We start from the raw sequence: 13,317 nt of genomic DNA, 5'->3' as shown, positions 1-13,317 counted from the left end.
TCCTTTAGAGGTCTTGTAGGGGGGCGTCAGCGGCGCGAGTACCCATTACGCTGATCAATAGCACATACGTTAGCGCGCCGGCAGCGATTCCTACCAGTGGCGCGACCCATGGCGAATTGAATGCCGCGACGGTGCCCACCCCATAGGCCAACAGTCCGGGCCAGTTGAACGCCGGCAGTTGCGCCTCGGCCAGGCGTGGATAACGACCGCGCCAGCGGAAGAAAAAGTCGGCCATGATCACACCGCCGAAGGGCGGGATCACCGTGCCCAGCAGAATCAGGTACGGCACCAGCAGGTCGTACATGCCCAGCAGCGCCAGCAGCGTGCCGATCACCGCGCCGCCCAGGGTCACGGTTTTGCGCCGGCGCGTGCGCAGCAGGTTGCAACCGGCCACGGCGAAGTTGTAGATGGTGTTGTCCTGGGTGCTCCAGATGTTGAGCAGCAGCATGGCCATCGCCGCCATGGCGAAGCCCTGCAATAGCAGCACTTCGACCACGTCCGGTTGCTGATAGACGATGGCCCCGTAGGCGCCGATCAGCACCATCAGGCCGTTGCCAATGAAAAATCCGATCAGGCTCGCCAGCACCGCGACCTTCGCCGAGCGGGAAAACCGTGTCCAGTTGGTCGCCTGGGTCGCGCCGCTGACGAAGGTGCCGAACACCAGCGTGATGGCTGTGGACATGTCGAGGCTGCCCGTCGGCACTATCGCCAGTAAACCATCGAGACCGCCAACCTTCACCGTCGCGACCCACATCGACAGCATCAGCAGCAACACCATGGCCGGCACGGCGAGGTACGAGAGGATTTCCAGCCCGCGATAACCGACATAGGCCGTGGCACAAAACCCCAGGCCGAACAGCGCCATCAACCCGAGCACGGTGCCCTCGCTCAATTGGAAATACTTGCCCAGCACCACTGCGGCGGTCGCCGTACCCCAGGCGTACCAGCCGATCTGGGTGAACCCCAGGATTAAGTCACTGAGCTTGCTGCCCACCTCGCCGAAACAGAAGCGGCCCATCAGCACCGAATTGAGCCCGCTCTTGAAGGCGATGTAGCCCAGGCCGGCGGCGTAGAGGCCCAGCAGCAGATTGCCGATGACGATGATCGTGAGCATTTCGGCAAAACCGAACGCCACCCCCAGCTTGCCACCGGCAAACATGGTGGCGGTGAAAAAGGTGAAACCCAGCAGCACCATGACCGTGGAGGCCAGGCCCTTGCGAGCGTGCATCGGGACTTCGCTCAAGGGATAGTCATTGCCCGGATCGTTCTGAGTCATGTGGCGGTCCTTGCGGATGAGGGATGTCGCAAGCGTGCAGCGGCCGTGCCAAGCGAGTGATCGCGAGGTTATTTATAGACAATCCTGGGGATTGGGTGGGCGCAGGGATCGAAAGCGGTGCGGCGGTGATTCAAGTTGGAACACAGTTCTCATCGCCGATGCGGTTTCCTTGTGGGAGCGAGCAAGCCCGCTCCCACAAGAGATAGGGTTTCTTCAGGAGGAAGGAGGCAATGCCAGGAACCGCAACACCGCCGCGACGATGGCCTCCGGCGCATCTTCCTGGACCAGGTGCCCGGCGTTCGGAACAGGGTGGAACTGCGACCCCGGGATCATCCGGTGCAAGGCCCGGCCACGTTCGATGGGGATCCACTGGTCATCCTCGCCCCACAGTATCTGGGTCGGGCAGCGTACGGTCGGGTACAGGCCTTCGACTTCGCGGGTATACCGCTCGTCCATCTGCGCAATCTGCCGATAGAGCGCCGCCTGGCCCGGCTCGCCAAGCCACGGCTGCACGTAGGGCGCCAGTTCTGCGTCCGGGATGTCCCGTTTGATCGCACCGCGGATGTAGGTCGGCACGATCGCCCGCTGGATGTAGTCGGGCAAGCCGCTGAACGCCGCTTGATGCTGGCGTACATGCTGCACAAAGGGTGAACCCCAGGGCGACAGGGCCACCGGGTCGATCAGGGTCAGGCTGCGGTAGTCCTTGCCATTGAGCAGGTGCGTGCGCAGGGCCGTCGCGCCGCCAAAGTCATGGGCCACCACGTCCGGGCAATCCAGGCGCCAATGCTCCAGCAGTTGTGCGAGCAACGGGTTCTGCACGCCGAGGGACACATCGGCATCGGGTTGCGCGGACTGGCCGTACCCCAGCAGGTCGAAGTAATGCACTGTGTGGGTGGCGAAGAACAGCGGGGCGATGCGGTGCCAAACGTAGGAAGAGAAGGGGGTGCCGTGGACAAACACCAGCGGTGGGCCATCGCCGTGGATGGCGTAGCGGATGGGGTGTCCGTTGAAGTTGTAGACGTGATCCAGCGGCCAGTGGGTCATGATCGAACCTCTGTTTGAAAGGGGTCAGGGGATCATAGGCCAATGCAGGCAGGTCATGGAAAGCACAGCGGGGTAGCTAGGTTTTGTGGGAGCAAGGCTTGCCCGCGACGCAGACGCCTCGGTTCAAGAGAGACTGTGTCATCTTCATCGCGAGCAAGCTTTGCTCCCACGGGCGGACTCCACAGGTTTTATTCGCCGTGGTAGATGCAACCACTGGTGCAGGTCTCGTGGATGCGGATGGCGCTGAGTTCCGGCAGCAATGGCTTCAATTCATTCCAGATCCACTTGGCCAGGACTTCGCTGGTGGGGTTTTCCAGGCCAGGAATGTCGTTGAGGTAGTTGTGGTCCAGGCGCTCATAGAGCGGCTTGAAGATCGCCTTGATTTCCGAGAAGTCGCGAATCCAGCCCGTATGCGGATCGATGTCGCCGCTCAGGTGGATCGCCACCTTGAACGAGTGGCCGTGAAGGCGGCCGCACTTGTGGCCGTCCGGCACATGGGGCAGGCGGTGGGCGGATTCGAAGGTAAACTCTTTGAAGATTTCCACAGGTTCGGGCTCTTTAAGGTAGCGGTCGCGAGGCAGGCGGCGCAGTTTATCAGTTTGATAACGGCGTTGCGCGACCGTGCTGACTAAAGGGTCAGCAAACGCTCGCCCAATCCGCCGTTGGCCGTCAGCTCCAGGAACTCATCACCGAGCCGGCGGCTCTCGTCCATCGCTGTGCGCCAGTACTGGCGGCGGCTCGGGTCATCGCCCATGAAACGCTTGAAGTCGTTGCGGTCCGGCAGTTTGCCGTAGGGCAGGCGCGCCAGGTATTCACGGGACGGCGCCAGCAACAGCACGTCTTGCAGGCGGTCGACGTTGGCCCGACGCCACGGCAGGCCCTTGTCGAACCAGCCGGGAATGACCCGGTCGGTGAAGTGTGGGTACAGCACGATGTCCTCGCCGCTGTACGGCAAGTCGAGGTGGTAGTCCAGCAAACCGCCGTCGCGGTAGGTGCCGGCACCGGCGCCCGGCAGGTCGCGCACGCCTTCCATGACCATCGGGATCGAACCCGAGGCCAGCAGGGCCTGGCGTAGGTTGCCGGTGACCAACGGAACGAAGCGCGACGGAAAGTCATTTAACGGATGCAGGGGCGGGGCCAGGCGCGGGTCATGGATGATCAGCCGTTCGAAATGCCGCGACAGTCGTGCCCGGCCTCGCAGGTTGTCGGCCATCACCGACGACAACCCCAGGCCCAGTCGGCCGCGATGATCCTGGGCCAGCAGACCGTGGCTCTTGACCACCATGATGTTGAGCCGGTATCGCGGGTTATCGAGGATCGAAGCGTCGCGGCCGTCGAGCAAGTCGTCGAGCATGCGTTGCGAGCTCTGGCTGATCCCGGCCATGGTCACGCCTTTGGCGAAGCTTTGTTCGTTGTACAAGGTGCCCAGGCGCCGGATTCCCTCGGCGGCGTCCGGCAGGCAGGCGCTAGCGAAGCGCCAGGCCCCCACCGAGGCCCCGATCAGCGAGCGCTCCCGGGGCGCGGAGGGCAGCCATTGGCCGAACAGCGCCAGGTCCAGTCCCTGGATGCCCAGGGCCTTGGGACCACCGGCGGCACCCGGCAGGATGCCGACGTCGGCGGCGTTCAAGCCGGCCTGGCGAATCCGCCCGAATGCACGCGGGCCGGCCTTGAGGGTGAGGGCGGGAAACTTGATGTGGATGGCGGTCATACCGGTCTCATGGTCTAGCGGGTGCAGCGATTATAGGGAGTCCTGTAGGAGCCGCGTAGGAGCTGTCGAGTGCAACGAGGCTGCGATCTTTCCCCAGACACTTGAGTCGCAAGCGAAAGATCCAGATCCAGATCCAGATCAAGATCAAAAGATCGCAGCCTTCGGCAGCTCCTTGGGGGGGAGGAGTGTTCCATGATGGCCATTCAGTTTCAGTTAAGTTCGCGTCGATACAGTCCCCCTAGTGAAGATTATAAAAAGGAGATACCCCATGAACCGCCTGACTGCCTTTTTCATCGCGACCCTCATGGCACTCGGTACCAACCTGGTTCACGCACGAGACCTGAGCGTGGACCAAGCCCGCAAACTGCAAGACGCTGGTACCATCCTGTCCTTCGAAAAACTCAACGCCGCTGCCCTGGCCGAACACCCTGGTGCCACCTTGACCGATACCGAGCTGGACGAAGTGTACGGCAAGTACATTTACCAGGTGGATCTGCGCGATACGAAGGGCATTGAGTGGGATCTAAAATTGGACGCCACTAACGGCAAGGTGCTCAAGAATCATCAGGATACGTAATGAAGCTTAATCTGCGGGCCCATAGTCGATGGGCGCTGGCGCTGCTGGCGTTTTGTTCGCTGGCCGTGGCCCGGGACCTGGATCAGGACGAGGCCCTGCAACTGCGCCAGCAGGGCGTGATCCTGCCGCTGGAACACTTGCTGCAACGGGCGATGGATCTCCATCCCGGCGCCAAATTGCTGGAGGCCGAGCTGGAAGAAAAGCACGGCGTCTATATTTATGAGGTCGAATTGCTGGCCGCCGACGGCGTCGTGCGCGAACTGGACCTGGAGGCCTCGACCGGCCGTTTACTCAAAGATGAGGAAGACTGATGCGTCTGCTTCTGGTGGAAGATCACGTGCCCCTGGCCGACGAACTGATGGCCGGGCTTGTACGCCAGGGCTATGCCGTCGACTGGCTCGCCGATGGTCGTGACGCGGTGTATCAGGGCAGCAGTGAACCCTACGACCTGATCATCCTCGATCTCGGTCTGCCGGGTGTGCCGGGGCTTGAGGTGCTCGCACAATGGCGTGCCGGAGGCCTGAGCACGCCGGTGCTGATCCTCACCGCACGTGGGTCCTGGGCCGAGCGCATCGAAGGCCTCAAGGCCGGGGCCGACGATTACCTGACCAAACCTTTTCATCCTGAAGAGCTGCAGTTGCGGATCCAGGCGTTGCTGCGCCGCTCCCACGGCCAGGTCAACCAGCCGACGCTGAAATCAGCCGGGTTGCACCTGGATGAGAGTCGTCAGTGCGTGGTCCGCGACGGCACCGACATCCAGCTCACGGCGGCCGAGTTCCGCCTGTTGCGTTATTTCATGCTGCATCCCGAGCAGATTCTTTCCAAAATCCATCTCGCTGAACACCTGTATGACGGTGAGACCGAGCGCGATTCCAACGTGCTGGAAGTCCACGTCAACCACCTGCGGCGTAAGCTGGGACGCAGCGTGATCGAAACCCGTCGCGGCCAGGGTTACCTGTTTGGCGGGCAGGCGCAGTGAGGTCCATCCAGCGGCGCCTGAGCCTGGGGCTGATCGGTGTGATGGTGGTGGTCGGCCTGGTCCTGGCACAGACCAGTCTGTGGCTGTTCGAGCTGGGCTTGCAACGTTACCTGGAGGCCGGGCTGCGCAACGACAGCGAAAACCTGCTGGTGGCCCTGGTGCGTGGCCCGCAGGGGTTGCAGTTGGATGAGCGACGTCTGTCGCCGGCCTATCAGCGACCGTTTTCCGGGCACTATTTTCGCATCGATTTTGCCGATGCGCACTGGCGCTCCCGTTCCCTGTGGGACCAGGAACTGCCGCGGCTCGACCACCCGGGCCTGCACAGCAACCTGCAACTGGGGCCTGAGGGCCAGAAGCTGCTGGTGCTGCGCACCGACTATCGACGGTTGGGCCAGGCAATTTCCATCAGCGTGGCCCAGGACTACACGCCGGTGCGCGACAGTTTCCGCCGAATGCAGCAGATCGGCTTTGGTCTCGGGTTGGCGGGGCTGCTGTTGATTTTGTTGCTGCAACGCATCACCGTGCGCCGCGCCTTGCGTCCACTGGACCGGGCGCGGGATCAGATTGCCCAGTTGCAACGCGGGCAACGCTCACAACTCGACGAACAGGTGCCACGGGAGCTGGAACCGTTGGTGGCGCAAATCAACCATCTGCTGGCTCACACCGAAGACAGTCTCAAGCGCTCGCGCAACGCCCTGGGCAACCTCGGCCATGCCTTGAAGACCCCGCTGGCGGTATTGCAAAGCCTGGCGTCGAACGAGAAGCTGGACCCGTATCCCGAGTTGCGCAAGCTGTTGCTCGCACAACTGGAGCAGGTCCACCAGCGCCTGAACCGGGAACTCAACCGCGCCCGTCTGTCCGGCGACGCCTTGCCCGGCGCGCACCTGGACTGCGACGCCGAACTGCCGGGGTTGCTGGCCACGCTGAACATGATCCACGGCGAACACCTGCACCTGAGCTACGTCGCCCCGCCAGGCCTGCACCTGCCCTGGGACCGTGAGGACCTGTTGGAACTGCTGGGCAACCTGTTGGATAACGCCTGCAAATGGGCCGACGCCGAGGTGCGCCTGAGCATGATCGAAACGGTCCAGGGGTTCAGCCTGGCCGTGGAGGACGACGGCCCGGGCATCCCCAAGGATCGCCGCGACCAGGTGTTCAGCCGCGGCACGCGGCTGGATGAGCAGACCGATGGACACGGCCTGGGCCTGGGCATCGTGCGGGACATCGTCGACACCTGGGGCGGCCTGCTGGCGTTGGACGACAGTGAGTGGGGTGGGTTGAAGGTGGTGATCGAACTGCCCCGACGCTGACAGCTATTTAATGGCACCGCCTCCCTGTGGGTGGGGCGAGCCTGTGGGAACAACGCTGGCTCGCGATAGCACTTAAAGCCAGTACCGGTGTTGTAGGTGACGACGTCATCGCGAGCAAGCGTTGTTCCCACAGGCTCGCTCCCACACGGGGGAAGATGGATTCAAGCACTGTGGGCAACTGAAAACCCGCCCCACGGCCCTTGCAGCTTGCCGCCGCTTGCTGCAAAGTCGCGACCTTTTTGTCCGGTGGCTTTCCATCGCTGTGCTTTGAGGTAATGATGATAAATGCAGTAATTGCCGCGGTTGGCGTCATGCTGGTGCTCAGCCTGGCCCGCGTGCATGTGGTGATCGCGCTGATTGTCGGCGCGTTGGTGGGTGGCCTGACGGGCGGCCTGGGGATTGAGGCGACGCTCAAGGCGTTCAACGCTGGCCTGGGTGGCGGTGCGACAGTGGCGTTGTCCTACGCCTTGCTCGGTGCTTTCGCTGTGGCGATTGCCAAATCCGGCATGGCCCACGCCCTGGCGGACAAAGCCCTGGCCCTGGTGGGGCGCCAGGATGCCGCAGGTGGCTCGGGCGTCAAATGGGTGCTGATCGGGCTGCTGGGAATGGTCGCGATCGCTTCCCAGAACATTCTGCCGATCCACATCGCCTTCATCCCGCTGCTGGTGCCGCCGCTTCTCTATGTGCTGACCAAGTTGCAGTTGGACCGCCGGCTGATCGCCTGCGTCATGACCTTCGGCCTGATCACCCCCTACATGTTCCTGCCAGTGGGTTTCGGCAATATCTTCCTCAACGAAATCCTCCTGGCCAGCGTCGCTCGCAGCGGTGTGGATGTCAGCGGCATCACCATTACCCACGCCATGGGCATCCCGGCGCTGGGCATGGTGTTCGGCCTGGTACTGTCGTTTTTTACCTACCGCAAGAAACGCGTCTACGATTTGAAGCAAATTGCCCGAGTCGAGCAAGTGGCGGTGCGCTACAACCCGTTGAGCCTGATGGTGGCCGGGTGTGCAGTGGCGGCGGCGTTCGCGGTGCAGTTGCTGGTGGACTCGATGATCATCGGTGCCCTGGTCGGGTTCCTGATTTTCTCGCTGTCGGGGGTGGTGCGCTGGCGCGAGACAGACGACCTGTTCACCGAAGGCATGAAGATGATGGCGATGATCGGCTTCATCATGATCGCGGCTTCAGGCTTCGCCGAAGTGATGAAGGCCACCGGTGAAGTCCAGAGCCTGGTGGAGTCTTCGGCGGCCTGGATTGGCCACAACAAGGGCGTTGGCGCGCTGATTATGTTGCTGGTGGGGCTGCTGGTGACCATGGGCATCGGCTCGTCGTTTTCTACCGTACCGATCCTGGCGGCGATTTTCGTGCCACTGTGCCTGCAGCTGGGCTTCAGCCCGCTGGCGATCGTCTGCATCGTCGGCACCGCCGGCGCCCTGGGCGACGCCGGCTCGCCAGCCTCGGACTCGACCCTGGGCCCGACCTCCGGCCTGAACATCGACGGCCAACACCATCACATCTGGGACACCGTGGTCCCGACCTTCATCCACTACAACCTGCCGCTGCTGGTGTTTGGTTGGGTGGCGGCGATGGTGTTGTAACCTCAATACCGAGTTGCCTCAATCGCGAGCAGGCTCGCTCCCACCTTGGAATGCATTCCAAGGTGGGAGCGAGCCTCTCGCGAGGGGTCTCCTCAATTCGACCCTTCTCTTAAGCCCTGTTCACCTTGCCCTACAGTTTTGCCGTGCGATGCCGTTATACAGCTAACCACGCCAACAACACCTACAAGAGTGAACAGCATGCGCCTGAGCTTGAAGGCTAAAGTCCTGTCCCTTGCGATACTGCCGGTATTGCTGTCCGCCGTGATCATCAGCCTGACCACGGCTTTCATCTTGAAAGAGCAAGCTAGCAAAGAGGTCCTGCAGACCCGCGAACGCTTGCTCAGCGATGCCAAGGCCACACTGCAGAATTATGTGGCGGTGGGCCTGACCGCCATCAAGCCGCTCTACGATGCTGCCGCGCCTGGCGATAATGAGGCGCGCGCCCAGGCGATCAAGCTGCTGTCGAATATCAGCTACGGCAAGGACGGCTATTTCTTCGGCTACGACTCCGAGACCATTCGTCTGTTCAAGGCCAACAGCCCTGAGGGCGTGGGCAAGAGTTTCAAGGACAACCGCGACCCGAACGGTGTCTATGTCAACCGTGACCTGGTGAAAGTCGCCAAGGACGGGACGCATTACCTGGAATACAGCTCGCCGCTGCCCGGCAGCAAAGACCTGGTGCCCAAGCTGGGCTACACCGAATACCTCTCCAAGTGGGACCTGGCGGTCGGCAGCTCGGTCAACCTGGACGGCATTGAAGCCCAGGTGGCGTTGGTGGAAGCCAAGGTTCATGAACGTCTGCAAGGCGTGATATTGAGCATCGTCGGGATTGCCGTCGTGGTGTTGCTGGTGATCGCGGTGGTGGGCCTGTTGCTGGCCAACACCATCCTGCGGCCGTTGCACCTGATGAAAGACAACCTCGACGACATCGCCGCCGGTGAGGGTGACCTGACGCGTCGCCTGACCATCACCAGCCAGGACGAGCTCGGCCAGTTGGCCGGTTCGTTCAACCGCTTTGTCGACAAGATCCACGGCCTGGTGCGGCAGATCACCGACATGACCTCGCAACTGACCGGGCTGGTGACGCAAGTCTCCGAGCAGGCCCAGCGTTCCGAGCAGGCCATGGAACGCCAGCGCCACGAAACCGATCAGGTCGCCACAGCGATCAACGAGATGTCCTCGGCTGCCCAGGAAGTCGCCCGCAGCGCCCAGGGCGCCGCCGTCGCGGCCCAGCAGACCGACGAGGAAGGGCAATCGGCCAAGCGCGTGGTGGCCGGCAGCATCCAGCAGATTCATGCGTTGGTGAGCGACATCCGCAGCAGCGGCGTGTCCCTGGACAGCCTGCAGCAGGACGTGGCCTCGATTGTCAGCGTGCTCGGGGTGATTCGTTCGATTGCCGAGCAGACCAACCTACTGGCCCTCAACGCCGCCATTGAGGCTGCGCGGGCCGGTGAAGCGGGGCGTGGGTTTGCGGTGGTGGCCGATGAAGTGCGGGCCCTGGCCAGCCGGACCCAGCAGAGCACCCAGGAAATTCAGGGCATGATCGATCGCTTGCAATCAGGCACCCACGCGGCAGTGGAAGCGATGCGCCGTTCCAGTGAGGCCGGCGACGGTACTTCGGAACGGGCCAATGAGGCGGGCGCCTCCCTGGACACCATGGCGCAACTGATCGGCACCATCAACTCGATGAACGCCCAGATCGCCAGCGCTGCCGAAGAACAGACCGCGGTGGCTGAGGAAATCAACCGCAGCGTGCATCAGATCGCCGTGGCTGTGGACAGCGTCGCCGACGAAACCCAACTTGGCGCCCAGACTTCCCGCAGCCTGGCCGACCTGGGCCAGCGCCTGGGCAAGCTGGTGGGGCAGTTCCGGATCTGATCCCACCGCAGCAGGAGCTGCCGAAGGCTGCGATCTTTCGCTCTCGATCCAGATGTTTTCACCTGGGCAACCGGGTCTTATCGAGAAAGAAGGATCGCAGCCTTCGGCAGTTTCTGCCGGGAGCTAAAGATTTGTGGCATGCAGAATCCTGTGTCCATCACAAATCCCCTGTTGGGCTTGCTCGGTGGCGACTATGGCTCGCGCACATCGCGCATCAACAACCCAAACTGCAGATCCACTGCATCCGGGATCGGCACGTACACCACATGCCCATCCCCCGGTGCCACCTCAATGCCCTGGCCTTTGGCGTTCTGCAACTGATGCAGGTCGAAGTGGAAATTACCCTTGGGGGTCATCAGTTCCATATGGTCCCCCAGGCTAAAGCGGTTCTTTACCCGCACTTCGGCCAGGCGTTCGCGCCGTTCGCCGGTCAGTTCGCCGACGAACTGCTGGCGCTCCGACACCGAGCTGCCGTTCTGGTAGTTCTGGTATTCGTCGTGCACGTGGCGCCTTAGAAAACCTTCGGTGTAGCCGCGTTGGGCCAGGGACTCGAGGTCGGTCATCAGGCCACGATCAAATTCCCGGCCGGCCACCGCGTCATCGATGGCCCGGCGATACACTTGGGTGGTGCGCGCGCAATAGAAGTGCGACTTGGTCCGGCCTTCGATCTTCAACGAATGCACACCCATGCGCGCCAGGCGCTCGACGTGCTGCACGGCCCGCAGGTCCTTGGCATTCATGATGTAGGTGCCGTGCTCGTCCTCGAAGGCTGGCATGGATTCTTCCGGGCGGTTGGCTTCCTGAAGCAAAAACACCTGGTCGGTGGGCGCCCCGAGGCCCAGGGTCGGCTCGGGCTGATAGGTCTGCACAATGTCACCCACGGCGTTTTCCACCGCCGGTTGTGCCGAATACTTCCAGCGACAGGCATTGGTGCAACTACCCTGGTTGGCGTCGCGCTTGTTCAAATAGCCGGACAGCAGGCAGCGCCCGGAATAGGCCATGCACAGCGCTCCATGGACGAACACCTCCAGCTCCATGGCCGGCACCTGTTCACGGATCTCGGCGATTTCCTCCAGGGACAGTTCCCGGGACAGGATGATCCGGCTCAAGCCCTGCTGCTGCCAGAACTCGACGCTCGCCCAGTTCACCGTGTTGGCCTGCACTGACAGGTGAATCGGCATCTGGGGGAAATGCCGGCGCACCAGCATGATCAACCCCGGGTCGGACATGATCAGCGCGTCCGGCGCCATGGCGATCACCGGTTCGAGGTCTTTGAGGAAGGTGCGCAGCTTGGCGTTGTGCGGGGCAATGTTCACCACCACGTAGAAGCGCTTGCCCAAGGCTTGGGCCTCGGCAATACCCAAGGCCAGGTTCGCGTGGTCGAATTCGTTGTTGCGCACCCGCAGGCTGTAGCGCGGCTGGCCGGCATACACCGCATCGGCACCGTAGGCGAAGGCATAGCGCATGTTTTTCAGGGTGCCGGCGGGGGCCAGTAGTTCGGGGGCGGCGAGGGTCATGATGGCGTCGGATCGCAAAAGGCGGCGAGGGTAACCCATGGTCGGCCAGGCCTGATTGATCTGAATCAATGCGCGGCGTAAACGAGAAGGCACTCCCACGAGTCCTGGCTGACTAATGTTTATCCCGCCTTTGGACATGGAAAACTGATGAATCGGAAGATGCTGCAAAACAAAGCCCAGATGTTGCTCCTGGTACTGGTCACGGTTGCGTTCATCTGGATTCTGTTGCCGTTTTACGGCGCGGTGTTCTGGGCGGTGATCCTGGGCATCGTCTTTGCGCCGATGCAGCGCCGCCTGCAGTTGAAATTCGGCTGGCACCGCAATGTCACCTCACTGTTCACGTTGAGCATCTGCGTGGTCAGCGCGATCTTGCCGGTGATCATCATCAGTACGTTGTTGGTCCAGGAAGGCGCGGCGTTGTACAAGAGCCTGGAAAGCGGAGAGCTGGACATTGCCGATTACCTGGCCCGCTTCAAGGACGCCTTGCCGCCTTACTTCCAGCACCTGCTGGACCGCTTCGGCCTGGGCGACCTGAACGGCTTGCGCGACCAGATCGTCAAGGGCGCGATGCAGGGCAGCGAGTTCTTCGCCACCCAGGCCTTCAGTTTCGGGCAGGGGACCTTTCAGTTCCTGGTCAGCTTCTTCGTGATGATCTACCTGCTGTTCTTCTTTCTGCGCGACGGCACGGAGCTGGTGCGCAAGGTGCGCACGGCCGTTCCCTTGGCGGGACATCAAAAGCGCCGCCTGCAGTTGAAATTCAATCGGGTGGTGCGCGCCACGGTGAAAGGCAACCTGCTGGTCGCCATCAGCCAAGGTGCGCTGGGTGGGCTGATCTTCTGGATCCTGGGGATTACGACGGTGTTGCCCTGGGCGGTGCTGATGGCGCTCCTGTCGTTGTTGCCTGCGGTGGGGGCGGGCCTCGTCTGGGGGCCGGTGGCGGTGTATTTCCTGCTCTCGGGGGCGATCTGGCAGGGCGTGGTGCTGACGCTGTTCGGGGTGTTCGTGATCGGTTTGGTGGACAACTTTCTACGCCCGATCCTGGTGGGCAAGGACACCAAGATGCCCGACTATATGGTGCTGGTCTCGACACTGGGCGGGCTGGCGGTGTTCGGGCTGAACGGCTTCGTGATCGGGCCGCTGATCGCCGCGCTGTTCATATCGAGTTGGGCCCTGTTCGTCGAAACCACGCCGCGGGTGCAGTTGCCTTAGGCGCGCAGCAAGTACGGACCGATGCGTTGCGACAGGGCCTGGGCGGCGGGCAGTGAAGTCAGCGGGCCGCTGATGGTCACCCCGTCTTGCACCAGATACCAGCAGGCCAGTAACCCGAGCTCCCGGAGTGGGGCGGGGACGGCGCTGCCAACGACAGACATGATTTGAACCTTGGGCATGGGAAACCTCCATCAATCGATGGGGTTACATTACGACTCAGT

At 62.3% G+C, this 13,317-nt stretch carries 13 protein-coding genes and 1 pseudogene; 8 read left to right on the top strand and 6 right to left on the bottom strand.

What is annotated here, in order from left to right:
* Nucleotides 1-4 precede the first annotated feature (4 nt).
* From codB to AACY42_RS23005, 4 genes are all read right to left on the bottom strand, one after another.
* Complete coding sequence (gene codB / locus AACY42_RS23020) at nt 5-1,276, bottom strand: cytosine permease (protein ID WP_339482531.1); 1,272 nt, start codon at nt 1,274-1,276, stop codon at nt 5-7.
* A gap of 213 nt (nt 1,277-1,489) precedes the next feature.
* Nucleotides 1,490-2,320 carry an alpha/beta fold hydrolase gene (locus tag AACY42_RS23015; RefSeq protein WP_339482529.1) on the bottom strand — a complete coding sequence of 277 codons (831 nt, stop codon included), beginning with the start codon at nt 2,318-2,320 and terminating at the stop codon, nt 1,490-1,492.
* 188 nt (nt 2,321-2,508) lie between these two features.
* Nucleotides 2,509-2,865, bottom strand: a complete 357-nt coding sequence (gene queD, locus AACY42_RS23010) for a 6-carboxytetrahydropterin synthase QueD (protein ID WP_003203918.1) — start codon at nt 2,863-2,865, stop codon at nt 2,509-2,511.
* 83 nt (nt 2,866-2,948) lie between these two features.
* A complete protein-coding gene (locus AACY42_RS23005; RefSeq protein ID WP_339482527.1) occupies nt 2,949-4,028 on the bottom strand; it encodes a patatin-like phospholipase family protein in 1,080 nt (359 codons plus the stop codon).
* A 268-nt stretch (nt 4,029-4,296) separates the two neighbouring features.
* Between AACY42_RS23005 and AACY42_RS23000 the strand changes: the two genes are divergently transcribed.
* From AACY42_RS23000 to AACY42_RS28805, 7 genes and pseudogenes are all read left to right on the top strand, one after another.
* The gene (locus tag AACY42_RS23000; protein WP_339482526.1) at nt 4,297-4,605 is read left to right on the top strand and encodes a PepSY domain-containing protein; all 309 of its coding nucleotides are present in this window, start codon (nt 4,297-4,299) and stop codon (nt 4,603-4,605) included.
* Nucleotides 4,605-4,916: a PepSY domain-containing protein gene (locus tag AACY42_RS22995; RefSeq protein WP_339482525.1), complete on the top strand. Its 312-nt coding sequence runs from the start codon at nt 4,605-4,607 to the stop codon at nt 4,914-4,916. Before AACY42_RS23000 ends, AACY42_RS22995 begins: the two co-directional genes overlap by 1 nt.
* Nucleotides 4,916-5,584: a response regulator transcription factor gene (locus AACY42_RS22990; RefSeq protein ID WP_339482524.1), complete on the top strand. Its 669-nt coding sequence runs from the start codon at nt 4,916-4,918 to the stop codon at nt 5,582-5,584. Before AACY42_RS22995 ends, AACY42_RS22990 begins: the two co-directional genes overlap by 1 nt.
* On the top strand, nt 5,581-6,894 hold the full coding sequence (locus AACY42_RS22985) for a sensor histidine kinase (RefSeq protein ID WP_339482523.1): 1,314 nt from the start codon (nt 5,581-5,583) through the stop codon (nt 6,892-6,894). The genes AACY42_RS22990 and AACY42_RS22985 overlap by 4 nt, the downstream gene beginning before the upstream one ends.
* A 281-nt stretch (nt 6,895-7,175) precedes the next feature.
* Complete coding sequence (locus AACY42_RS22980) at nt 7,176-8,492, top strand: Na+/H+ antiporter family protein (protein WP_339482568.1); 1,317 nt, start codon at nt 7,176-7,178, stop codon at nt 8,490-8,492.
* Nucleotides 8,493-8,690: 198 nt separating this feature from the next.
* Nucleotides 8,691-9,512: pseudogene (locus AACY42_RS28810) on the top strand (cache domain-containing protein); the annotation flags it as partial.
* Nucleotides 9,513-9,548: 36 nt separating this feature from the next.
* Entirely contained in the window at nt 9,549-10,370 is an 822-nt protein-coding gene (locus tag AACY42_RS28805) for a methyl-accepting chemotaxis protein (protein WP_445261561.1), read from the top strand.
* 191 nt (nt 10,371-10,561) lie between these two features.
* Here the strand turns inward: AACY42_RS28805 and trhP are convergent, their stop codons facing one another.
* Complete coding sequence (trhP, locus tag AACY42_RS22970; protein WP_339482567.1) at nt 10,562-11,887, bottom strand: prephenate-dependent tRNA uridine(34) hydroxylase TrhP; 1,326 nt, start codon at nt 11,885-11,887, stop codon at nt 10,562-10,564.
* A gap of 147 nt (nt 11,888-12,034) precedes the next feature.
* Here trhP and AACY42_RS22965 point away from each other — a divergent pair, with 147 nt between their 5' ends.
* Nucleotides 12,035-13,096, top strand: a complete 1,062-nt coding sequence (locus AACY42_RS22965) for an AI-2E family transporter (RefSeq protein WP_339482521.1) — start codon at nt 12,035-12,037, stop codon at nt 13,094-13,096.
* Here the strand turns inward: AACY42_RS22965 and AACY42_RS22960 are convergent.
* Nucleotides 13,093-13,275 carry a hypothetical protein gene (locus AACY42_RS22960; RefSeq protein ID WP_339482520.1) on the bottom strand — a complete coding sequence of 61 codons (183 nt, stop codon included), beginning with the start codon at nt 13,273-13,275 and terminating at the stop codon, nt 13,093-13,095. The two genes, AACY42_RS22965 and AACY42_RS22960, sit on opposite strands and share 4 nt — an antisense overlap.
* Between the last annotated feature and the right edge of the window lie 42 nt (nt 13,276-13,317).

The organism is Pseudomonas sp. RL_5y_Pfl2_73, from assembly GCF_963970515.1.
In the GTDB taxonomy this organism is placed as follows: domain Bacteria; phylum Pseudomonadota; class Gammaproteobacteria; order Pseudomonadales; family Pseudomonadaceae; genus Aquipseudomonas.
The sequence above is the reverse complement of the archived record's forward strand: the minus strand, read 5'-3'. Positions and strand labels throughout refer to the sequence as shown.